19 protein-coding genes and 1 pseudogene are annotated in these 23,343 nt (G+C 57.0%); 10 read left to right on the top strand and 10 right to left on the bottom strand.

Annotated elements, in window-relative coordinates:
- Positions 1-99: 99 nt before the first annotated feature.
- Both HMPREF2541_RS04800 and ffh read right to left on the bottom strand, forming a co-directional pair.
- Positions 100-798, bottom strand: coding sequence for a DUF3108 domain-containing protein (locus HMPREF2541_RS04800; protein ID WP_049257998.1), 699 nt, complete (start codon positions 796-798; stop codon positions 100-102).
- A 269-nt stretch (positions 799-1,067) separates the two neighbouring features.
- Positions 1,068-2,429, bottom strand: coding sequence for a signal recognition particle protein (gene ffh, locus HMPREF2541_RS04805; RefSeq protein WP_070541985.1), 1,362 nt, complete (start codon positions 2,427-2,429; stop codon positions 1,068-1,070).
- A 305-nt stretch (positions 2,430-2,734) separates the two neighbouring features.
- Here ffh and HMPREF2541_RS04810 point away from each other — a divergent pair, with 305 nt between their 5' ends.
- The 10 genes from HMPREF2541_RS04810 to HMPREF2541_RS04855 all read left to right on the top strand — a co-directional run bounded on the left by HMPREF2541_RS04810 (position 2,735) and on the right by HMPREF2541_RS04855 (position 16,054).
- Positions 2,735-3,541, top strand: coding sequence for a cytochrome C assembly family protein (locus HMPREF2541_RS04810; RefSeq protein WP_049258559.1), 807 nt, complete (start codon positions 2,735-2,737; stop codon positions 3,539-3,541).
- A gap of 184 nt (positions 3,542-3,725) precedes the next feature.
- Entirely contained in the window at positions 3,726-4,241 is a 516-nt protein-coding gene (locus tag HMPREF2541_RS04815) for a cupin domain-containing protein (RefSeq protein ID WP_003824645.1), read from the top strand.
- A 128-nt stretch (positions 4,242-4,369) separates the two neighbouring features.
- A complete protein-coding gene (locus HMPREF2541_RS04820) occupies positions 4,370-5,680 on the top strand; it encodes a M16 family metallopeptidase (RefSeq protein WP_049258560.1) in 1,311 nt (436 codons plus the stop codon).
- Positions 5,681-5,807: 127 nt separating this feature from the next.
- Positions 5,808-7,148 carry a M16 family metallopeptidase gene (locus HMPREF2541_RS04825; RefSeq protein ID WP_070541988.1) on the top strand — a complete coding sequence of 447 codons (1,341 nt, stop codon included), beginning with the start codon at positions 5,808-5,810 and terminating at the stop codon, positions 7,146-7,148.
- 210 nt (positions 7,149-7,358) lie between these two features.
- Positions 7,359-8,522, top strand: a complete 1,164-nt coding sequence (locus HMPREF2541_RS04830; RefSeq protein ID WP_003824650.1) for an efflux RND transporter periplasmic adaptor subunit — start codon at positions 7,359-7,361, stop codon at positions 8,520-8,522.
- A 119-nt stretch (positions 8,523-8,641) separates the two neighbouring features.
- Complete coding sequence (locus HMPREF2541_RS04835; protein ID WP_049258561.1) at positions 8,642-10,579, top strand: MacB family efflux pump subunit; 1,938 nt, start codon at positions 8,642-8,644, stop codon at positions 10,577-10,579.
- Positions 10,580-10,778: 199 nt separating this feature from the next.
- Positions 10,779-12,224: a TolC family protein gene (locus HMPREF2541_RS04840; RefSeq protein ID WP_083296767.1), complete on the top strand. Its 1,446-nt coding sequence runs from the start codon at positions 10,779-10,781 to the stop codon at positions 12,222-12,224.
- A gap of 619 nt (positions 12,225-12,843) precedes the next feature.
- On the top strand, positions 12,844-14,934 hold the full coding sequence (locus tag HMPREF2541_RS04845) for a carbon starvation CstA family protein (protein ID WP_070541991.1): 2,091 nt from the start codon (positions 12,844-12,846) through the stop codon (positions 14,932-14,934).
- The gene (locus tag HMPREF2541_RS04850) at positions 14,924-15,130 is read left to right on the top strand and encodes a YbdD/YjiX family protein (protein ID WP_003824655.1); all 207 of its coding nucleotides are present in this window, start codon (positions 14,924-14,926) and stop codon (positions 15,128-15,130) included. Before HMPREF2541_RS04845 ends, HMPREF2541_RS04850 begins: the two co-directional genes overlap by 11 nt.
- 237 nt (positions 15,131-15,367) lie before the next feature.
- Complete coding sequence (locus tag HMPREF2541_RS04855; RefSeq protein WP_049258565.1) at positions 15,368-16,054, top strand: epoxyqueuosine reductase QueH; 687 nt, start codon at positions 15,368-15,370, stop codon at positions 16,052-16,054.
- A gap of 144 nt (positions 16,055-16,198) precedes the next feature.
- On the opposite strand, the gene HMPREF2541_RS04860 is transcribed toward HMPREF2541_RS04855, so the two are convergent.
- The 8 genes and pseudogenes from HMPREF2541_RS04860 to pyrB all read right to left on the bottom strand — a co-directional run bounded on the left by HMPREF2541_RS04860 (position 16,199) and on the right by pyrB (position 23,168).
- Positions 16,199-17,107, bottom strand: a complete 909-nt coding sequence (locus HMPREF2541_RS04860; protein WP_049258566.1) for an acetamidase/formamidase family protein — start codon at positions 17,105-17,107, stop codon at positions 16,199-16,201.
- 74 nt (positions 17,108-17,181) lie between these two features.
- A pseudogene (locus tag HMPREF2541_RS12355) lies at positions 17,182-17,291 on the bottom strand (IS5/IS1182 family transposase); the annotation flags it as partial.
- A 79-nt stretch (positions 17,292-17,370) separates the two neighbouring features.
- Positions 17,371-18,606 (bottom strand): sodium/glutamate symporter, encoded by a 1,236-nt coding sequence (gene gltS, locus HMPREF2541_RS04865; RefSeq protein ID WP_141744198.1) that lies wholly within the window; start codon positions 18,604-18,606, stop codon positions 17,371-17,373.
- Positions 18,607-18,978: 372 nt separating this feature from the next.
- A complete protein-coding gene (pgl, locus tag HMPREF2541_RS04870) occupies positions 18,979-19,677 on the bottom strand; it encodes a 6-phosphogluconolactonase (RefSeq protein ID WP_070541994.1) in 699 nt (232 codons plus the stop codon).
- A gap of 82 nt (positions 19,678-19,759) precedes the next feature.
- Complete coding sequence (locus HMPREF2541_RS04875; RefSeq protein WP_003824675.1) at positions 19,760-20,215, bottom strand: hypothetical protein; 456 nt, start codon at positions 20,213-20,215, stop codon at positions 19,760-19,762.
- 117 nt (positions 20,216-20,332) lie between these two features.
- The gene (pyrI, locus tag HMPREF2541_RS04880) at positions 20,333-20,791 is read right to left on the bottom strand and encodes an aspartate carbamoyltransferase regulatory subunit (RefSeq protein ID WP_064087383.1); all 459 of its coding nucleotides are present in this window, start codon (positions 20,789-20,791) and stop codon (positions 20,333-20,335) included.
- 69 nt (positions 20,792-20,860) lie between these two features.
- Positions 20,861-21,745, bottom strand: a complete 885-nt coding sequence (locus tag HMPREF2541_RS04885; RefSeq protein ID WP_210387139.1) for a glycoside hydrolase family 16 protein — start codon at positions 21,743-21,745, stop codon at positions 20,861-20,863.
- Between the two features lie 502 nt (positions 21,746-22,247).
- Positions 22,248-23,168 carry an aspartate carbamoyltransferase gene (pyrB, locus tag HMPREF2541_RS04890; protein WP_003824679.1) on the bottom strand — a complete coding sequence of 307 codons (921 nt, stop codon included), beginning with the start codon at positions 23,166-23,168 and terminating at the stop codon, positions 22,248-22,250.
- Positions 23,169-23,343: the final 175 nt, after the last annotated feature.

A 23,343-nucleotide genomic window follows, 5' to 3' on the forward strand; every position in this document is an offset into this window, starting at 1 on the left:
CGCCTTGTCCTGATTTAAATTTAATCCACTATAAGAAACAGACAGGCTGCGGGGCGGCTTGTCTGTTTGGTTTGGATTTCAGGTAGCCGGTGTTGCTGCTTACTTGGGCGGCTGCAGGGGCGTGCCGTCGATTTTGCCGCTGCGCAGTTTGAGCTCGTAGGTTTTGCCGTCGTCGGTGTATTTGATGAGGGCGGGGATGTTGGCAAAATCGGGGGCGAAGGAATATTCAATGGTGTCGTCGCCGCGCTGTACACGGAAGCGGTTTACCGCAATGCTGGCGCCATTGATGTTGTAGCGGGCGGAAGGCAGGCGGGTCATGCCGCGCACGGGGTAAACGCGTTTGCCGTTGGTAATGTGCAGGTTGGCGGGCAGTTGGCCATTATTGAGCGCGAGCTGCCAGGCCAGGGTAAAGAGGTCGAAAGTGGGGCCGGCAAGCGGCAGACTTTCGGTGTGGCCAGCTTTGCCGTAGGTGATGGTTTTGCTGCCGTAGTCGAAAGTGGCGCCGGCATAGGCGCGGCCTTTGCGGGTGTCGCTGTAGCGAGCGGGCTGCAGGCGGTTGCCGCTGATGCTGCCGCTGGAAGAAAAGCGCATTTTGTAGAGCGGCACGTTGATGTCGGCGCTCACGTTGTAGCGGCCGCCGTTTTGGTTGAAGGTCATCACGGCGGGCACGCCGTAGGGACCGATGTAGTGCAGCTCGGCGTTTTTAGGGAAGGCGGTTTCGGCGGCGGCGACAGGTGCGGCCAGCGTGGCGGCGCACAGGGCGGCGGCAGTGCCGAGGCGGAGGGCGAGACTGGTCATTTGGGGTTCCTTTGCTGAAAAAGGGAGGTGCGCTGCGAATCAGCGGCTTTGGGGCGGCATTATAGCCTTAAGTTTTATATTGGGGGCGTGCGGTTACATGGTTTGACGGGAATTTTCAGGTAGCCTGTGGCGGGAAGGAGGCTACCTGAAAGTATCGCAGGCGGGTTTACGGCTATATTTTTATTTTAATCGACAAAGCTGTTCGGATACGGAAAAGGCTACCTGAAAAACCATTTTCAGGTAGCCTTTTGATATTTCATTCAGAGGGTTTAACGCCCGGGGAACATGCCTTTCATGCCTTGTGCCATGCGCATGAGTTTGCCCATGCCTTTGCCGCCGAACATTTTCATCATTTTTTGCGACTGTTCGAACTGCTTGAGCATTTTGTTCACTTCCTGCACGGTGGTGCCGGCGCCGGCGGCGATGCGGCGTTTGCGGCTGGCTTTGAGTAGGGCCGGATTGGCGCGCTCTTTCGGGGTCATGGAATTGATGATGGCTTCCACTTTGCTCATGGCTTTTTCCGCCGTTCCTTCGGGGATTTGTGCGGAAAGCTGCCCCATCTCGCCGGGCAGTTTGGACATTAGCGATTCGATGCCGCCCATATTGCGCATCTGCTGGATTTGGGCTTTGAAATCGTTCAGGTCGAAGCCTTTGCCCTTGTGCAGCTTTTTGGCCATGCGTTCGGCCACTTCCTGATCGATGCCTTTTTGCACGTCTTCAATCAGGGAAAGCACGTCGCCCATGCCGAGAATGCGGCCGGCGATGCGGTCGGGGTGGAAGGGCTCGAGGCCGCCGATTTTTTCGCCGGTGCCGATGAATTTAATCGGTTTGCCGGTAACGTGGCGCACGGAAAGTGCCGCGCCGCCGCGTGCGTCGCCGTCCATTTTGGTGAGGATCACGCCGGTGAGCGGCAGGGCTTCGTTGAAGGCCTGGGCGGTGTTTACGGCATCCTGGCCGAGCATGGCATCCACCACAAACAGGGTTTCCACCGGATTCACGGCTTCATGCAGCGCCTTGATTTCGGCCATCATGACTTCGTCCACTGCCAGTCGGCCAGCGGTGTCGACCATCAGCACGTCGTAGAAATGCTTTTTGGCGTAATCAAGCGCGGCCTGGGCGATGGCCACGGGCTGCTGGGAAGCGTCGGAGGGGAAGAAATCCGCGCCCACTTGCTCGGCCAATAGGCGCAGCTGCTCGATGGCGGCGGGGCGGTATACGTCGGCCGACACCAGCAGCACTTTCTTACGCTGCTCTTCTTTGAGCAGGCGGGCGAGCTTACCGGCGGTGGTGGTTTTACCCGCGCCCTGCAAGCCGGCCATCAGCACCACGGCAGGCGGTACGGCGGCCAGATTGAGGCTGCTGTTTTGCGTGCCCATCAGCTCGGTGAGCGCTTGGTTGACCACGCCGATAAAGGCCTGGCCGGGCGTGAGGCTGCCGATTACTTCGTGGCCGACGGCGCGTTCTTTCACGTTGGCCATAAAGTCTTTCACCACCGGCAGCGCCACGTCGGCTTCCAACAGCGCCATGCGCACTTCGCGCAGGGCTTCTTTGATGTTGTCTTCGGAGAGGCGCGCTTGGCCGCGCATTTTTTTGGCCCACTGGCTGAGGCGGCCGGATAGGTTGTCTAACATAGTTTTCCTTGTCATGCTGGGAAACCGCCAATATGCTGTATTGGCTCGTTTTATTGCTAGCGGTTTCGCCCAGCCGATAAATGGGTTTGATTCGGGATCAGATAGCGGATTGGTTAACTTTGCCGAAGCAGGGCTTAGTTTGGCAGAAACTTCGCTGCGCGGCGTTTTAATTGCGCTGAAGCTTTGCTTTCAGGTAGCCCCTAGCAGGCGGCAAAGTTTGCTAAAATGGCGGCATTTTACACTATTACGCGCAGCCTTTGCGGCTTTCCTGATGGAAAAGCAGGCGCGCAACACACGGAAAAAGCATGGCTGTATTGTTTGTTTTGCTCGGGCTGCTCTATGGCGGCATGGGCGTGTTTGCCTGGTGGTTCGGGCGGCAAAATGCCCGGCGGCCATATCCGCTCAAAGGCGAGCTGCTGTTGCTGGCGGCGTTGCTGCCCGCGCATGCGGCGGCGGTGTGGCAGCCGCTGTTGCTCAGCCGTTTCCCCAACGGCATCGGCTATGCCCTGTGTTTGGTTACCTGGCTGATGTTGTTGTTGTATTGGTGCGGCAGTTTCTTTTATTCGCTGAAGGGCTTGCAGCTGCTGCTCTATCCCTTTGCCGCGCTTTCTATGCTGGCTGCCGCGCAGTGGCCGGCACCGGGCGCGGATTATGCAGTGGACAATATGCCCTTCGCGCTGCACGTGGGCGCATCGGTGTTGTCGTATAGCTTGTTTGGCATTGCCGCGCTGTTGGCGTTATTGGTGTTGCTGCTAAACCGCTGCCTGCGCAATCACCGCATTTCGCCGCTGATATCGTTTCTGCCGCCGCTGTTGAGTTTGGAAAAGCTGATGTTTCAAAGCATGTTGGCGGGTTTTGTGCTGCTGAGCATTTCTGTGGGTGGTGCCTTGCTGTTTCCGCTGGAGATTTTCGGCAAGCCGCTCGCGCTCACGCACAAAAGCGTGTTCGGCGTGCTTTCGTGGCTGGTGTATGCCGGCATTCTGCTGCTACACCGCACCCGCCGCTGGCGCGGCCGCACGGCGGCGCTGTGGTGTGTGGCGGGCTTTGTGTGCCTGATGCTGGCCTATGTGGGCAGCAAGTTTGTGTTGCAGGTGTTGCTGCATCGGGTGTGAATATGTTGGGATGAATGGGAAAGGCTACCTGAAGATTTTCAGGTAGCCTTTGTTCGCACCATGTTTGGCATACATCAAATAAGCGGCAGATAAGCCCGCCTGCAGGTTTGACTGTTGCCCCGTTGCTGTTATTCTGCGCCCGATTCTTTTGTTTCCCCTTGATTTCAACCACAGGAGATACCCGATGAAAAAAGTGATTCTATCCGTTGCCACTGCTGCTTTGCTGGCGAGCGCCGGCGCTTGGGCGCATGGTACGCCGGCGGCGAATGAGCCGAGTAAAACGCCGGTAGACCGCAGCATTCAGGTGTATAAAGCAGCCGACTTCCAGCAGTGGGACCGTGAAAAAGCCGCTGGCGGCGAGGGCAAGCTGCTGGGGCGTTTCGCCTACACCCGCCACCAAACCGGCGAGCAGGATGCGATCCGCGAAATCGGCTGGCTCACGCTGCCGCCGGGTGCGTCTATCGGCCTGCACGGGCACACCATCAATGAAGACGTATACCTGATTGTGGAAGGCCGCGGCATATTTGTGGGCTCAGACGGCAAGGAAGTACCGGTGTCTGCCGGAGACGTGACCATCGCCCGCCCCGGCCAGTCGCACTCGCTGAAAAACACCGGTCGCCGGCCGCTGCGCTTCATCAACTTTATCGGCCAGCTGCAGAGCACTGCACACGCTGCTCCTGCTGCCCCGGCCGCGCGGTAATCTGGCGCAATCACGGCAGAGGCTACCTGAAAGTTTCAGGTAGCCTTTATCTTTATTCAGACCGCCCCAAGTGCCCTTTGCCGAAAATTTCGGTATCATGCAGCCTCTTCCCGTTTTTAGGAAAACTTATGTTCCGTTCATTGCTTGTGGCCGCCGTGCTGGCGGCTTCTGTGGTGCCGGCGGCGGCAGAAACTCAGTCGCGCGTGCTGGCCAATGGTATGAAAGTAATTGTGCGCGAAGACCACCGTGCGCCGGTGGCGGTTACGCAGTTGTGGTTTAAGGTGGGCAGTGCCGACGAGCACGCAGGCAAAACCGGCCTGAGCCACGCCTTGGAGCACATGATGTTTAAAGGCACGCCCACCGTGCCTGCAGGCGAATTCAGCCGACGCATTTCCGCGCTGGGCGGCAGCGACAACGCCTTCACTTCGCGCAACGAAACCGTGTATCACCAAGAATTTGCCGTGGGCAGCCTGCCGCAGGTGCTGGAGCTGGAGGCCGACCGCATGGTGAACCTGAATTTCAGCGATGCCGATTTTGAAAACGAAATGAAGGTAATCCGCGAAGAGCGCCGCCTCACCACCGATAACGACCCCGACGGCAAAATGTGGGAGCAGATTAATCTGAATGCCTATGCCAAGCCGGAAAACCGTGCGCCGGTTATCGGCTATGAGGCGGATTTGCACACGCTCAAGCCGGAAGATTTGCGCCAGTGGTACCGCGCCTGGTATGCGCCGCACAACGCCACGCTGGTGGTTGTGGGCGACGTGAAGGCGGGCGAAGTGCTGGATAACGCGGAAAAACTGTTCGGCAGCCTGCCCGACCACCCGCTGCCTGCGCGCAACGATTTAACCGAGCCGCCGCAAACGGCCAACCGCTCTGCCCGCTCTACCGCGCCGGTAAGCTCGCCGGTGGTGGGTTTGGCTATTCAGGTGCCCGCCCTGCGCAAAGTGGACGACAAGCTGCCCTATGCGCTGAATATGCTGGCCGACGTGCTCGACGGCAGCATGTCTGCCCGCATCGAGCGCAATCTGGTGCGCGGCCGCAAGGTCGCAGTGGAAGCCTCGATGGGCTACGATATGCTCACCCGCTCGCCAGATGTGCTGCTGTTTAGCGGCACGCCCGCGCCGAATGTGAAGCCCGAGCAGCTCACAGCAGCGTTTTTGAACGAAGTGCGCCAGATTGCCGAACACGGCGTGAGCGAAGAAGAATTGGCGCGTGTGCGCAACCGCAGCCTGGCCGCACGCGAGTTTGGCAAAGACTCGATGGAAACCCAAGCCACCAACATCGGCTCGCTGGAGTCGGCCGGCTTCTCCTACACGGATGAAGACGAAATTCTCCGCCGCCGCTTGGCCGTGAGCGCCGAAGAAGTGCGCGAGGCCGCCCGCTGGCTTTTGGCGCAGAAGCACACCACCGTGGTGCTGTATCCCGAATCCAAATAAGCGGCAAAGGCTACCTGAAAACGTAGGAATATTTTCAGGTAGCCTTCCGGTTCTAAATTAACAGGCTACCTGAAAGCGCCCGCTTCAGCGCAGCCAAAACCGTATCCAAATTTAGGAGTAAATCCCCATGAAACCCCTGTTCCGCACCCTGCTGCTGGCCTGCCTGCTGCCTGCCGCCGCGTTGGCTGAGAATATCCCCATTCAGCGCTGGCAAACCGCCGAGGGCACCAAAGTGCTGCTGGTGGAGCGGCATGAAAACCCGATTGTCGATATTGATGTAGCCTTCGATGCCGGCAGCAGCCGCGACAGCGCCAACAAAATCGGCGTGGCCGATTTCGCCGCCGGCTTGGCCGACACCGGCACTAAAAGCTTGGGCGAAGAAGCCCTGCTCCAGCGCGTGGCCGATTTGGCCGTGAGCCTTTCCAGCTACAACACCACCGACACCTCCGGTGTGCGACTGCGCAGCCTCTCCAAGCCGGATATCCTCAACCCCGCCCTCGGCCTGATGCGCGATGTGCTGGTTGAGCCCCGTTTCGACCCAGCAGTGCTCAAACGCGAGCAAGACCGCGCGGTGGAAACCCTCAAGCAAAACCGCACCCAGCCCGATTTCCTCGCTTCCGTGGCCAACACCCGGCAGGTATATCCCACCCATCCCTACGGCCATTCTGCCCGCACCAGCGAGCAAACCATCCGCCGCATCACCCCTGCCGACCTGCACCGCTTCCATCAGCAATATTTCACCCGCCGCAACGCCGTGGTGGCGATTGTGGGCGATGTCAGCCGCAGCCAGGCCGAAGCAATCGTGAGCAAACTCACCGGCGACTTGCCCACCGGCCAAGCCTTGCCGCCCCTGCCCGAAGCCACCCATGGCGCGGTGCAAACCCAAACCCTGCCGCATAGCGGCACCCAGGCGCACATCGTATTGGGCATGCCCCTCCTCACCCCGAACGATCCCGACTACTACGCCTTGGCCGTGGGCAACTACATTCTCGGCGGCGGCAGTTTTGATAGCCGGCTGATGAAAGTCCTGCGCGACCAACACGGCTACACCTACGGCGCCTCCTCCCGCCTCACCCCCCTGCGCGCCCAAGGCCCGCTCACCATCTCCTTCGCCACCGAGAAATCCCGTGCCGCCGCTGCCCTGGCCGACACGCAGAAAGTGTTGCAGGAGTTCGCCGCCAACGGCCCCACCGAAGCCGAACTGGCGCAGGCCAAGGCCAGCCTCGTGGGCAGCTTCCCCCTGCGCTTCGACACCAACGCCGAACTGTTGGGCTACCTGAAACTCATCGGCCTCTACAACCTGCCCGACGACTACCTCAGCCGCTACCCGGCAGCCGTTTCCCGCTTAAGCGCCGAAGAAGTGAAAGCCGCCTGGCAGCGCCGCGTAACCGGCCTGCACACCACCGTGGTCGGCATGCCTCAATCCGGCAAACCCGCCGTCCGCCGCAGCAACGGCAGAAGGCGTTAGGCACAATCCGCTTGCTTGAACCAAGCGTGATCAAACAAAAGGCTACCTGAAACTTTCAGGTGGCCTTTTCTGCAACCCCTAATTTCCGTAAAGCCCTGCCAATAAAGCCTCGGCGGGGTAAGGATAGGTTAATCAGATAGCGCAAGCAGCGGCAGTTTCCTAGAATAGCCATATTTCTTAACAGCTGCCGGAAAGGGCAGGCGGAACAAGATGAAAAAACCGTTGAAATGGACATTGTGGGCAGTGGCGGCGCTGGCCGTGGGCGCAGCGGGCTATGCCTTTTTGAAGCCGAGCAAGCCGCAAACCACCTATCTCACTGAAGAAGTGAAGCGTGCCGATGTGCGCCAAACCGTATCCGCCACCGGCGAGATTTCCGCCGCGCAACTGGTGGATGTGGGCGCCCAGGCTTCCGGCCAAATCAAGCATTTGTATGTGAAGCTCGGGCAGCATGTGGAAAAGGGCGACCTCATTGCCGAAATCGATTCCACCACTCAGCTCAACGCGCTGAACACGAATAAGGCCAAGTTGGAAACTTATCAGGCGCAGCTCGTGTCTGCCCGCGTGGCGCTGCAAAACGCCGAACGAAAATACCGCCGCGAGCAGGCCTTGTGGGCGGAAAACGCCACCTCCAAAGAAGAGCTGGAAAGCGCACAGGGCTCGTATGCCGCCGCCAAGGCGCAGGTGGGCGAGCTGCAATCTTCTATTCGCCAAACCCGTATCGCCATCAATACGGCTGAAGCCGACTTGGGCTACACCCGCATCACCGCGCCGATTTCCGGCACGATGGTTTCGGTGAAAGTGGAAGAAGGGCAAACCGTGAACGCGGTGCAAACCACGCCCGCCATCGGCCAAGTGGCCGATTTGAGCCATATGCTGAACAAGATGCAGATTGCCGAGGGCGACGTAACCCGCGTGAAAGCCGGCCAAACCCTGCTATTCACCACCTTGGCCGACCCCGACAGCGAACGGGAAGCCAAGCTGGATAGTGTCGACCCGGGCTTAACCACCCTGTCACAAGGCAGCTACACCACCAGCACCGACACCACCAGCACCGCCATCTATTACTACGCCCGCTCGCTCGTGCCGAACGAAGACGGCAAGCTCGCCATCGGCATGACCACGCAAAACAATATCGTGATCGGTGAAGCCAAAAACGTGCTCACCGTCCCCGCCACCGCGGTGAAACAGCGCGGCCGCGAACGCTATGTGCGCGTGCTGAAAGCCGACAACCAAGTGGAAGAGCGCACGATTACCGTGGGCATCAGCGACGGTACGCGCACCGAAGTGAAATCGGGCGTGAAAGAGGGCGAAAAAGTGATTGTGTCGGAGAGCGACGGCACGGTGAAAGAGTGGCAGGGCGGCCCGCCGGTGTAAGCTGGCGCTCACTGCCATGCCAGGCTACCTGAAAACCTAAAGGCTACCTGAAACCATGCTGTAAAGCCTGCTTCTATCGTTTCAGGTAGCCTCCCCGCCGCAACGAAAGCCGTATGCATATGAACCTAATCGAATGCCGCAACATCAACCGCTATTTTGGTGAAGACGCCAACCGCGTCCACGTTTTAAAAGACATCAGCCTCACCATCCAAAAAGGCGATTTCATTGCCATCATCGGCCAATCCGGCTCTGGCAAATCCACGCTGATGAACATCATCGGCTGTCTCGATAGCGCCACTTCCGGCTCGTATCAAATTGACGGTGTGGAAACTTCGCAAATGAGCGGCGACGAGCTGGCCGCGTTGCGCCGACGCAAATTCGGTTTTATTTTTCAGCGCTACAACCTATTGGGCGCATTGAGCGCGCGCGAAAACGTGGCGCTGCCCGCCGTGTATGCCGGCATGGATCAAAAAGAGCGGAATGAACGCGCAACTCAGCTTCTGGCCGACTTGGGCTTGGAAGGCAAGGAAGACAACCGCCCCAACCAGCTCTCCGGCGGCCAGCAGCAGCGCGTGTCTATTGCCCGCGCGCTGATGAACGGTGGCGAAATCATCTTGGCCGACGAGCCCACCGGTGCGCTCGATTCTGGCAGCGGCGAGATGGTGATGGAAATCATCCGCGGGCTGCATGCCAAAGGGCATACCATTATTTTGGTAACCCACGACCCGAAAATCGCCGCCTTTGCCAACCGCGTGATTGAAATCAAAGACGGCGAAATCATCGCCGATACCAGCAAAAACGCCGAAATCCCGCCCAGCAGCGTGGAAAGCCGCGCCGAAAAGGCATCTTGGCTGTTTTATAAAGACCAGTTTGTGGAAGCCTTCAAAATGTCGGTGCAGGCCATTATGTCGCACAAAATGCGCTCCCTGCTCACCATGCTCGGCATTATTATCGGCATTGCATCGGTGGTATCCGTGGTGGCGTTGGGGCGCGGCACGCAGGAGAAAATCCTTTCCGACATCAGCTCCATCGGCACCAACACCATCGGCGTGTATCCCGGTAAAAGCTTCGGCGACCGCCACCGGGGCCGTATCCGCACGCTCACCATTGCCGATGCCGAAGCCATCGGCAAACAAAGCTATGTGGATAGCGTGACCCCGATGACCACTTCCAGCGCCACCGTTACCTACCGCAACACCAACGTTACCGCCCAGCTCTACGGCGCGGGCGAGCAGTATTTCAATGTGCGCGGCATCAAGCTCGACCAAGGCCGGCTGTTTAACCAAGACGACGTAGACACTGCCGCGCAAGTGGTGGTTATCGATCCGAACACCCGCAAGCAGTTGTTCCCGGAAGGCACCAACCCCATCGGCCAAACCATTCTGTTCGGCAAACGCCCGCTGCGCGTAATCGGCATCAGCGCGGAAGACCAAAACGGTTGGGGCGGTGGCGACAGCCTGCAAATGTGGGCGCCCTACACCACGGTGATGAACCGTATTTCAGGCGAACGCTACATCAGCGCGGTAACTGTGAAAATCCGCGACGACGTGAGCACCTCCGTAGCCGAGCAGGGCATTAAAGAGCTGCTACTGGCGCGGCACGGCCAGGAAGACTTCTTCACCAGCAACAGCGACAGCATCAAGCAGACCATCGAAAAAACCACCGGTGCGATGACTCTGCTGATTTCCTGTATTGCCCTGATTTCATTGGTGGTGGGCGGCATTGGCGTGATGAACATCATGCTGGTGTCGGTAACCGAGCGCACCAAGGAAATCGGCGTGCGCATGGCCATCGGCGCGCGGCAGGGCAATATTTTGCAGCAGTTTCTGATTGAAGCCGTGCTCATCTGCCTCATCGGCGGTGCGGCCGGCATCCTGCTTTCCTATTTGATCGGCCTGGGCTTCAACGCGCTGACCAGCGAGTTTGCTATGTCGTTCTCTACCTGGTCGATTGTGAGCGCGGTGTGCTGCTCCACCTTCATCGGCGTGCTGTTCGGCTTCATGCCCGCCAAAAACGCCTCCAAGCTCAACCCGATTGCCGCCCTGTCGCGCGATTAGCGGCGGGCTGAAAGCGTGAGCAGCCATCAAGCTAAAACCGCCCGATATTTTCAGGTAGCCTGCAAGGAGTAGGTAGGGGCTACCTGAAAACAGGGTAAACAGGATTGCAAGCTAAAGTGAACGATTTTTCAGGTAGCCTCCAACCGGTAATCCAGGCTACCTGAAACCCACCCGACACCCAATCAAGAAACGAGGGTTTATGAACCAAACAACCCACCCGCCCATCCGTGCTGCCGCGCTGGCGCTGCTTCTGCTCGCCGGCTGCGCCATCGACCAAACCCCCAACACCCAAATCGGCCTCGCCCAAGCTCGGCGCGAGGGCAGCGTACAAACCGCCGCCGGCGAAAGCGGCCACTGCCCCGACCCCGCCGGCTGCGCCTACCAAACCGAAGGCAACTGGTGGCAAAGCTTCGGCGACAGCGGGCTCAACGCCCTGGTGGAGCAGGCCTTGGCCAACAATGTGGATTTAAAACAGGCCGCCGTTAGCGTGAACAAAGCCCTGTATCAGGCCAACATTCTCGGCGCCAATCTCGTGCCAGAATTCAACGCTTCGCTCGGTGCCAATGCCAACCGCAACCTCGACACCCGCCAAAACAGCCACAGCTACAGCAGCCAGCTCGGCTTAAGCTACGAGCTCGATTTATGGCGCAAACTCAACGCCACCGCCTCTGCCCAAGCGTGGGAGCAGCGCGCCACCGAGCAAGATTTGGCCGCTACCCGCCTGACTGTAATCAACAATGTGGCCGATGCCTATTTTCAGGTAGCCTATCTCAACGAAGCCATCAAGCTCACCGAAAAAACCATCGAGCAATACAAACAAATCCTGCAAATCGCCCGCAGCAAATACCGCCATGGCCGCGTGGCCTCGATTGAGGTTACCCAGGCCGAGCAATCCCTGCTCGCCGCCGAGAACAGCCTGCTGTCGCTGCAACAGAGCCGCAGCAACACCGAAGCCACCCTGCGCAACCTGCTCAACCTGCGCCCCGGCCAGGCAATGGCCGTGCAGCCCGAATCCTTCCGCCTGCCCGAAGGCGGCAAGCTCGATTTGAATGTGCCCATCTCCACCCTCGCCGCCCGCCCCGACCTCATCGCCGCCGACTACCGCCTGCAGTCCGCCCTCAAAAGCCAGCAGGCGCAATACCGCAGCTGGTATCCCAGCATCACGCTGAACGCCGCGCTGAGTACCGCGTCTGAGCACAGCAAAAACCTGTTCAATGTGCCGATATTGGGCGGCAGTGTCAGCCTCAACCTGCCCTTCCTCAACTGGCGCACCATGCACTGGAAAGACCGCAGCGCCGAAGCCGACTTTGACAACGCCAAACTTGCCTTCGAAAAAGCCCTCACCACCGCGCTCAACGAAGTCGATACCAACTACCGCCAATACCGCGCCAGCCGCCAAACCCTGGAAAACCAGCGCCGACGCCACCGGCTCGACGTTGAAAACAGCCGCTACTATCGTGTGCGCTACCAACACGGCCGCAACGAGCTCAAAGACTGGCTCTCCGCGCTGAACACCGAATATTCCGGCGCGCAAAGCCTGCTCGAAGCCCGATACCAGGCCTTGCGCTACGAAAGCATGGTGTATAAAGCCATGGCCGGCCGTTACCGGAAAGCTTCTACCCCAACGGTGCAGCCAGCGCAGTAGTTTGGCGCCTGATTTATCTATGGAACAACCAAGCCGGGCGGGCATACAGCCGTCCGGTTTGGTTGTTTTCAGGTAGCCTTTGGTCATACCAGCAGCAAACAGCCAATGCAGCCATTACCTAGCGGGAGGCTACCTGAATCTTGATGGTTAGGTTGGTATTGCCGCTCTGACATTTTGCTCTGTCTGCTCCCCACATTTTCAGGTAGCCTTTTGCTGCTATCTTGGCGATTGCCAAGGCTCAAGAGGCTACCTGAAAAGCGTCAATACAGCTCAAGCCCGACAAACAAACTTTAACCTTCGCCTGCTGATTTTTTTGTAAAAACCAACAATGGTGTTATCCGATCGGTGATTTGTTGACCTAAATCAAATTATTCTTGATCCAGTATATTTTTGTACTGAATCTAGGCTTTTCCGTCTAAAACGTGGCAAAAACAGCCTCGTTCGCTTGAAAATTTAACGTAATTATTCCCACGAATATGTTAAGCTTATGCCGTTTGGTAGTTAAGACGTTTGTGTCTTTAGCATAGCGTTTGATTGCTGGATAGGGGGCTGCCGAAGGTGGGCGGTATGGCCTGGCCAAGCAGCCGTTTTATGTTTGTTGAATCGGAGTGTTGTTATCATGAACAAACTCAAAAGCTTCCTGATATGGGGCGTTGTGGTGTTGGCCGGCTTGGCCGCCTTTACCACTTTGGCTATCCATCGCGGTGAGCAGGTCAGTGCGGTGTGGATGGTGATTGCTGCCGTCTCCGTATATGCCATTGCCTACCGCTTTTATAGCCTCTACATTGCCAAAAACGTAATGCAGCTCGATCCCAACCGGCTCACGCCGGCCGAGCGCCATAACGATGGCTTGGACTATGTGCCGACGCACAAAGGCGTGCTGTTCGGCCACCATTTTGCCGCCATCGCTGGCGCCGGCCCGTTGGTAGGTCCGGTATTGGCCGCGCAGATGGGTTACCTGCCCGGCACGCTGTGGATTATCTTCGGCGTGGTGTTTGCCGGTGCGGTTCAGGACGCGATGGTGTTGTTCGTGTCCATGCGCCGTGACGGTAAATCCTTGGGCGATATCGTGAAACAAGAGCTGGGCACTGTAGCCGGCGTGATTGCCTCCATCGGTATTCTGATGATTATGGTGATCATCATGGCCGTGCTGGCGTTGATTGTGGTGAAAGCCTTGATCCACAGCCCGTGGGGTACCTTCACCATCGCCACTACCATCCCAATCGCTCTGTTTATGGGTATCTACACCCGCTATATCCGTCCGGGCAAAATCGGCGAGATTTCCATCGTCGGCTTTATCCTGCTGGTGTTGGCGATTGTGTATGGTAAAAACGTGGCTGAAAGCTCCTTTGGGCATATCTTCGATTTGGAAGGCCTGTCTATCGCCTGGGCAGTGATGATCTACGGTTTCATCGCTTCCGTGTTGCCGGTGTGGCTGCTGCTCACCCCGCGTGACTACCTCTCCACCTTCCTGAAAATCGGTACCATCATTGCATTGGCCTTGGGCATCGTTATTGTTAGCCCGCCGCTGCAAATGCACGCCGTTACCCGATTTATCGACGGTACCGGCCCGGTATTCTCAGGCCATCTCTTCCCCTTCCTGTTCATCACCATCGCCTGCGGTGCGGTATCCGGCTTCCATGCCCTGATTTCTTCAGGCACCACGCCGAAAATGGTGGAAAACGAAGAGCACGTACGCATGATCGGCTACGGCGGCATGATTATGGAAAGCTTTGTGGCCATTATGGCGCTGGCTGCCGCTTCTTCGCTTGATCCTGGTGTGTACTTCGCCATGAACAGCCCGGCTGCCCTGATCGGCACCGACGCTGCCAATGCCGCACACGTGATCACCACCCAGCTGGGCTTCCCGGTAAGCGAAGCTACTCTGCTGCACGTGGCTAAAGAAGTGGGCGAACACACCATCCTGTCTCGTGCAGGCGGTGCGCCGACTCTGGCCGTAGGTATGGCTCACATCATGAGCAAGCTGATTCCTGGCGAAGGCATGATGGCGTTCTGGTATCACTTCGCATTGCTGTTTGAAGCCCTGTTCATTCTGACTGCTGTGGACGCCGGTACCCGTGTGGCCCGCTTCATGATCCAGGACTTGGGCAGCATCTTCTACAAACCCTTCGGCAACACCGACAGCCTGCCGGCCAACTTGATTGCCACCTTTATGGCCGTTGCACTGTGGGGCTACTTCCTCTACACCGGTGTAACCGACCCGTTGGGCGGCATCAACTCCCTGTGGCCGCTGTTTGGTATCGCCAACCAGATGCTTGCAGGTGTGGCTCTGATCCTGTGTACCGTGGTTCTGATTAAGATGAAACGCGACCGCTACATTTGGGTTACTTTGGTTCCGGCGCTCGGTGTATTGCTGGTAACCTGCTATGCCGGCTGGCAAAAAGTGTTCGATTCCAACCCGCGTGTTAGCTTTGTAGCTCACGCCGCCAAATACAAAGACGCCTTGGCTCGTGGTGAAATCCTGGCTCCGGCCAAAACCGTTGAGGAAATGGGCCGCATCGCCTTCAACGACTACGTGAACGCCGGTCTGACTGTGTTGTTCCTGTCTGTAGTGGTTGTGGTGGGGATTTATGGTCTTCAGGTAGCCCTGAAAGCCCGTAAAGTCGGCTGGCCGACCGCTCAGGAAATCCCGCCGGTATTCCGCAACGAAACCGCTGGTGCAAGCTCCGAGGCTGTGAATGAAGCATAAGCTGAAACAGCGTCTCCATCAGGCTTGGAAAACAGCCAAGCTGACTGCCAACCTGATGGTGGGCGTGCCGGATTACGCCAACTACGTGGCACGCCAACGGCGCTATAACCCCAACGCACCGGTAATGACCGAGCAGCAGTTTGCAGACTACTGTCGTAAACGCCGCTGCGGAGCCAACGGCGGCCGCTGCTGCTGATTCCGGCTTTAGCCAAACCAAACCGCTTGAAAAGGCATGCCCTTTCAAGCGGTTTTCTATATGCAGCGATTGACATGCTGAGCACAGAGACCATGCCTTGCTACTATTGGTTGCAATATTTTCAGGTAGCTCTTGCAAAACATGAAGAGGCTACCTGAAAACGTTTTTAACCCCTAGCCCCGCAGCCCTGCTGCGTTTGGTGTTAAAATTCCGCCCAAACTAAATCACGGAAAAACCATGAACCACACTCTTGAAGTCAGCCCCATCAGCCGCCCCGTGCTTGTTCCGCCGGGCGGGCAAAACAAAGTCTTACTCCATTCCTGCTGCGCTCCGTGTAGCGGCGAAGTGATGGAAGCCCTGCTTGCTTCCGGCATCGACTACACCATCTATTTCTACAATCCCAACATCCACCCGCTCAAAGAATATTTGCTGCGCAAAGAAGAAAATATGCGCTTTGCCGACAAATTCGGTATTCCTTTCATCGATAAAGATGACGATTACGAAAATGACCGCAAAGAATGGTTTGAGAAAGCCAAAGGCATGGAGTTTGAGCCCGAGCGCGGTATCCGCTGCACCATGTGCTTCGACATGCGTTTTGAAAAAGCTGCCCAATACGCCCACGAAAACGGCTTTCCCGTGTTCACCAGCAGCCTCGGTATTTCCCGCTGGAAAAACATGAATCAGATTAACGATTGCGGCCGCCGTGCCGCTGAACAGTATCCCGGCTTGGTGTATTGGGATTTCAACTGGCGCAAAGGCGGCGGCAGCGCACGCATGATCGAAATCAGCAAGCGTGAGCACTTCTACCAGCAGGAATACTGCGGCTGTGCCTATTCCCTGCGCGATTCTAACGCCCACCGTAAATCACAAGGGCGGCCGCCGATTAAAATCGGGGTGAAGTATTACGGGGATGAAGAGGAGTAAGATTAAGCTGCTCCAATTGCGTTATGCATCAATAAGGCTACCTGAAAGTTTGGTTTCACAGAAATTTCGCTCTATGGCGTTTTCATTTTGGTGAAGCTGGGCTTTCAGGTAGCCTTTTGCCGTTTCTATTCTAGGCCAAACGCATTACGGCAACTCAATCCCTAATTGTTTCGTTACCCTGCGCGGCAGGGCGAAGCGGCAGGTTTTGTTGGGATCGACCACTTGGCACACCTGCAAATCGCCGGCGATGCTTTGTAGGGCGATGGCTTGGTTGGTGTCGAGCCCGCCGTGGGCGGTGAGCAGGTCGGTGGCCATCAGGGTGGCGGTTTCGGCGGCTTGATCCAAATCGGGGCTGGAGGCGATGGTGTAGCAGCAATCGGCGGTTACGGCCAGCGGCAGGGGGTAGGGGCGGCCTTTGATGACGCTCACGTCCACTTCTACCGCGCCTTTGATTTCCAGGCCGGAAATGCCCACCTCGCCGTCGCCCATGCCAGCGTGTAAATCACCCATGGCCAGCAGCGCGCCGGGTACGTTTACCGGCAGGAGCAGCGTGGTGCCTTCGGTGATGATTTTGGTGTCCATATTGCCGCCATGTGCATCGGGCGTGCCACAGCTGATGGTACCTTCGGCGGGTGCGGTGCCGATCACGCCAATCATTGGGTTGAGCGGCAGGCGCACTTTGCCGAACAAGACAACATGGTCGTCTTCCACCGGCACGATGTCGATGCGCCCGCGTTCCAGCCGGTTGCCGGCCACGCCTGCGCCGGGTAGGGTGGCGAGCACGGCCTGTTTGCCCAATTCGATGCGGCGGATGTGTACGCGCAGGGTATCGCCCGGCTCGGCGCCTTCCACAAACAGGGGGCCGGTGGCGGGATTGATGCGGTTCCAGTCGAGATTGTCGAAGGTGTCGGCGGGGGTTTGGATTTGGTCGGTGAAGCAGTCGCAGGTTTCAAAACGCACGCGGCTGCCGGATGCGGCGCGCAGCACGGGGGCGTTGTCGGGCGACATGGCGAATACGGTTTGGCTGGCGGGAATAGTGGGGAGTGTGGTCATGGCAGGTATCCTTGTGGTTAGGGGAATGGGTTGGCTGTAAGGCTACCTGAAAATTGGTTTGGTCTCTACATTTTCAGGTATAGTGAATTAAATTTAAACCAGTACAGCGTTGCCTCACCTTGCCGTACTATTTGTACTGTCTGCGGCTCGCCTCCTTGTCCTGATTTAAATTTAATTCACTATAGCCTTTTTGGCGTTCTCTGATAATCGGCAAACAAAAACGGCATCCCCAATCGGATGCCGTTTGCTCATGCTGGGGCGGGCTATTTCAGGAAGTTCACGAAGCCCGACAAGATCAGCGCGTTGATGATGTCCACGAAGAACGCGCCCACCAGCGGCACAATCAGGAAGGCTTTGTGTGAGGGGCCGAAGCGCTCGGTGATGGACTGCATATTGGCTACGGCGGTGGGGGTGGCGCCGAGGCCGAAACCGCAGTGGCCGGCCGCCAGCACGGCAGCGTCGTAGTCGCGGTTCATAAACACATAGGTAACGTAGGTGGCATACAGAATCATCACTACGGTTTGAACCAGCAGGATGACGGTCACTTGGCCTGCCAAACCGGTCAGCTGCCACAGTTGCAGGTTCAGCAGGGCCATGGCGAGGAAGAGTGAGAGCGAGGCGTTGCCAAATACGTCGATGGCACGGTCGAACATATTGAATTTAAACGCACTCACCAATACGTTGCGCAATACCACACCGCCAAACAGCGCCCATACGAATTTGGGTAGGTCGAACAGGTATTGTTTGTCGATACCGTCCATAATTTCGGCAAACGAGAGGCAGGCGGCAAACATGGCCAGTGTCTCGATGGCCGAAGTGGCGGTGATCAGGCGGGTTTGCTCGGCACGCTCAAACATATCGTCGGTGCTGTAATCCGGATCGTCGTCGGCAGAGCGCAGGTGGTCGGCTTCCACAGTTGCGGAATCCAAGGGTTTGCGCCCCATTTTGTTGATGAGTCGGCGAGCCACCGGGCCGCCGATGATGCCGCCGGCCACCAGGCCGAAGGTGGCTGAGGCCATGCCCAATTCAGCTGCAGCAGGCACACCGTATTTGATTAAGTCGGGCGCCCAGCCGGCTGCCGTACCGTGGCCGCCGGTGAGGGTGATGGAGCCGGTAATCAGGCCGGTCATCGGGTGCAGGCCGAACACGCTGGCCAAACCCACGCCAATAATGTTTTGCACAAAGATAAATGCGCCTACGATGGCGGTGAACACCACCAGCGGAATACCGCCGGCTTTCAGACGGGAGAAATCCGCGCTCAGGCCGATGGAGGTAAAGAAAATCAGCATAAATGCGTCTTGCAGCGGTTTTTGAAACTGGAAGCCGATGCCCGTGGTCGCATGCAGACTAAATAGGCAGATAGCCGCCACTAGGCCGCCCGCCACCGGCTCGGGAATATTGAAATCCCGCAAAAACTTGATTTTGCTAACCATCAGTTTACCCAATAGCAGCACCATGGTGGCTGCAATCAGGGTGTAGTAGCTGTTCACTTCTATCATGGCTTTATCCCTATGGAAAATAAAGAAACAATTAAATGCAGGCCTGTTGTCCTGCCAACAGTCCTCGAGTAAATATTAGGATAGCAGTTAAAAATTGTCAAAGGCTATTGATTGTTTTTTACAATAGGCCAAGACTACCTGAAAAGCGGTAGCTTGGTTCGTTATGTCTGATAATTATGGTGTTTTAACTTTTTTGGCGCTGCATTTTTAGGTGTTTTTTGATATAGCAAAAAGAGGGCTTGATGGCTGCCTGCTCGCATGGTTGAGGTTTACAACCATGGCATGGCCAACCAAAAGGCTACCTGAAAGATTTCAGGTAGCCTTTTTAATATGGTTCGGCTTGGCAGGAAGGCTTATTGCCAACCTGCAGATTCAATCGGCGTAATACACTTGGCAATGCACGTTTACCCGATGCAGCAGCAGGCTGATGGGGCGCTCGCTCAAGGGCATGGCAGCAGCCTGTTCCAGCACGGAGCGTTTGTCTGCGCCCTGAATCGATAAAAATAGCTGCGGCACGGCGGCGAGTGCGTTCAGGCTCATGCCGATGCGTTCGTGTGCAGCGGTAATCGGGCTGGTGTGCACCAGTTTGCTGCGGCATTCGGGCGACACGGCCGCGGCCAGCTGCGGGGCTTGCGGGAACAGCGAGGCGGTGTGGCCGTCGGCACCCATGCCGAGCACGGCGATGTCGGGCGAGGGAAAGGCAGCCTCGGCTTCGGCCAGGGCGGCGGCAGGGTCGGACACATCGGTTTGTTCGTCTACCAGCGGCAGGAAGCGGGCAGCTGTGGCGGTGTGTTGCAACAGGTGGCGGCGCACCAGCGCGGCGTTGCTGTCGGCGTGCTGTGGCGGCACGAGCCGCTCGTCCACCAGGGTGATGGTGACGTTCGGCCAATTCAGTTTTTGCTGCGCCAGGACTTCAAAAAACGCTACGGGCGAGCGGCCGCCGGATACGGCCAGCACGGCATGGCCTTGTGTGTGCAGACAATCGCGCAGGCAGTTGGCTACGGCTTCGGCCAGTGCGGCAGCTTGGGCAGCGGGAGTGGGAAAGGTGTGCCAAGTGAGGGATGGAGGCATAAAAGATTTTCCGGTGGTTAAGTACAAAATTTCAGGTAGCCTAAGGCTACCTGAAAGGGGGGATGGTTTGATTTAGGTCTCGTTAAGAGACAATAAAAAGCAAGATAAAGATACAAACATACAATGCGACGATGCCGAGGACACCGAATAATATGGGCTTGCCCCATGAACGACGTGGATAGTTTGAGCCATATCGTTCTTTCACTAAGGCCACTTGCTTGCGCCCTACTGCGCCATACCAGGCACCGAGTGCAGCAATGCCGACAAAGTTGGCCTTTATTCCGGAGAAAATAGCGAGGAGGATCGCGATCACCAGTACGGCCAGCGTGCCCCACATAAAGCCCTTATTCAGCTTTTCCAGTTCGGCATCGCCCATGGCGCGGGCGTTGAACATATGCAGCGCAGCGCCGAAAATAGGGGAAAACAGCAGTGACCAGCAGGCAGCTGCGTTCGGGTTCCACAAGGCAGGGGCTGCTTGGCTGGTACGTGAGCCAAGGTCTTCACTTTGCGGGGGGAGGTAGCGTTCGTCAGAACTCATGGCAGTTCTCCTTGTTAGGTTAAGTATATAAATTAGTTAAATTATATCTGGGAATGAGGGTGTTTACTATAGGGGGCTACCTGAAAAATTCAGGTAGCTTTTGTTGTGTTTGTCATTTCAGGCTTCGGTTACGAGGCTGCGGTCGTAGGTTTTTTCGCAGTAGTGGCATTTGAGTCGGGTTTGGTTACCTAAGCGGCGCACGTAGAAGCGGCTGGCAACGGGTTCGCTGTGGCTGGCGCAGTTGGGGTTGGGGCATCGGAAGACTTCGCTGATGGTTTCGGGCAGCCTGAGCAGCATTTTTTGTTCGACTTTGAAGTTGGCAATGAGATTTACCGTGGCTTCGGGGGCGAACAGGGCGAGACGGTTGGCGGCGGCTTCATTGAGTTTGATGCCGTTGATTTTGATAATATCTTTGCGGCCGTGCCGTTTGCTGGGCAGGTTGAAGCCGACGGTTACAGCACAGCCTTCGTGCAGTAGCTTGAATTGGCGCAGGATGGTGAGGGCGAGGCCGGCTGGGATGTGGTCGATAACGGTGCCGTTTTCGATGGCTTCAACGCTGAGTCTTTTGTTGTCCATTTGGGTTTCCGGATAGGGTGGGATGAAATACAGGCTACCTGAAATTTCAGGTAGCCTGCAAGAGCTGGATTAGTTTTTCTGATACAGCCGTACGTAGTCGATCAAGGTGGTTTGAACTGGGAATGGGTCGGTGGGGCGGGGTGGATCTAGCTTGTCTTCCCATTCCGCGTAGTCATTTAGAATGAAATACCAAGGGCCTTTAGCTCTGAATACCTGATCCAGCATTTGGCGGTTAACGTTGAGTTTTGCAAAGTCTTCATCCGGCATGGTGGAAGGGTAGCCGCCTGATTCGTCGGTACGGCTGCGGTCGATCACGTCCACCGTGGTGTTGTCGTCCACTATGTAGTGGGACACGGGGATGAGCTTACCGTCTAGATAGTAGCGCACTTTCTGGCCGTCAAACTCGATTGCCCATACATGCCAATCGCCATCTAGCGGGGTAGCTTGCCGATTGATGTGTTGCTCCAAACGGTGTGCGAAAACGCGCGTGCGCCAAGTGCCTCTTTTGTGACTATAGAAACAGCTGGCGTGTGTTGAGGACCAAGCATATGCCCGTGCAGAGGAATACCACTCGAGAATATCGAGCTCACCGTAGGGGTCGTTGGCAGCAGGGTTGCTGCCGCAATTTTGCAAGGTTTCGCTATTGCGCAGCCATAGTGCCGTGCGCATGCCCCTTGAGCCGTTCCAGTTAATTTTGGCTCGGATTTCGGCACGGAACGGTTTCCCACCATCCACAATTTGACCAGACTCCAAACGGCCGCTTGAATATTGGGCAACTTTGTTGGCTGGGCAGGGGCCTGTGGTGAAGTTTTGATCGGTAAGCGGGTCACCTTGGCGAGCCACGCAATGTCGGCGGGTGGTGATTTGAATGTATTTATTTTCCACCAGCGCGATGTTGCCTGGGAGGTAGGAAAGGTGGCTATCTAAGTGATTGGGTATGAGTCTAGCCGCCATATCGGATGTTTCACCGTTGTTAAACTCATAGCATTTGACGCTGGTCCATTTGCCTGACGCATCCGTGGCCGACGGACAGCCAGTGATTGGCGGTTGCGGCTGAGGTTGGGGTTGCGGCTGAGGTTGCGGCTGAGGTTGCGGCTGAGGTTGAGGTTGCGGCTGCGGTTGAGGTTGCGGCTGCGGTTGAGGCTGTGCTTCAGACTGTGGTCCGTTGGGAACGGATATATTCGCATCCCGAGAGTAGCCGCCGTTGGCAAAACCGATCGAATAATTGCGGTTTTTTTCGTCTTCTTTGCAACCGCTCACCAGCACGGCTATACATGCTAGGGCTAAAGCTTTTTTGGCATACATGATCAATCCCTTTGTTAGAAAAATCTGATGAAGTGGGGAAGTAGGAACTTCCCCAAATGGGCAGATTAGTGTGTATGCACGGCAGGCGGGAACAATTGCTTGGGCTACATTAAAACTGACATTTTCAGGTAGCCTGTTACAAATATTGACGTTATACGCTTTCGTTTAACACTAATGACAGCATGGCCATGCGTGCGAATACACCGTTTTTTGCTTGTTCAAAGTAGTAAGCATAAACCGTGCCATCCACGTTGGGATGGATTTCGTCGACGCGGGGCAGGGGGTGCAGTACGCGCAGGTTGGGTTTGGCTTGGGCGAGGGTGGTGGCTTCGAGGTTGAATTTACCTTGGATTTTGGCGAATTCTTGTTCGTCGAAGCGTTCGCGCTGCACGCGGGTCATGTAGAGGATGTCGGCGTGGCGGGCGGCTTCTTCGAGGCTGGGCAGGATTTGGTAGCGGCAGCCGGCTGCGTCGAGCTCTTCGGTGATGTAGTCGGGCATGGCGAGGCTGGGCGGTGAGACGAAGATGAATTCGGCTTGGTGCCGTTTCATGGCTTGGGCGAGGGAATGGACGGTGCGGCCGTATTTGAGGTCGCCGGCCATGGCGATAACGAGCTTGTCCAGCCGGCCTTGGGTTTCTTGGATGGTAACGAGGTCGAGCAGGGTTTGGCTGGGGTGCTGGTTGGTGCCGTCGCCGGCGTTGATGACGGGCACGGCGGAGAATTCGGCCAGCACGCGGGCGGCGCCGTCTTTGGGGTGGCGGATGATGATGGCGTCGGTGTAGCTGGAGATGATGCGGGCGGTATCGGCCAAGGTTTCACCTTTTTTGGCGCTGGTGTTGGCGCCGTCGGAAAAACCGATAACTTTACCACCGAGCCGCTGTACGGCGGTTTCGAAGGAGAGGCGGGTGCGGGTGGAGGGCTCGAAGAAGCAGGAGCCGATGAGCCGGCCTTCAAGTAAGTTGCGGCGCGGTTCGCGCTTGAGGCGCAGGGCGGTATCCAGCAGGCATTCGAGCTGTTCGTTGCTCAGGTCAGGAATGGAGATGAGGTGCTGGCCGTAGAGTGGGTTGGGCATGGGTGGCTCCGGGCGGGTTGGCAAACGGGCGTATTATGCGCTGTTTGCCGGGAAGAGGCTACCTGAAAACGGTGTTGATGGCAGCGGCTGTATTGGAGATGCCTTATATTTTCAGGTGGCCTCTTTCAAATCGGCAATTAGGTGTAGAAACCAGTAGCGTTGTTTACAGTATTTC

This window comes from Eikenella sp. HMSC061C02 (assembly GCF_001809035.1).
GTDB classification, from domain to species: domain Bacteria; phylum Pseudomonadota; class Gammaproteobacteria; order Burkholderiales; family Neisseriaceae; genus Eikenella; species Eikenella corrodens.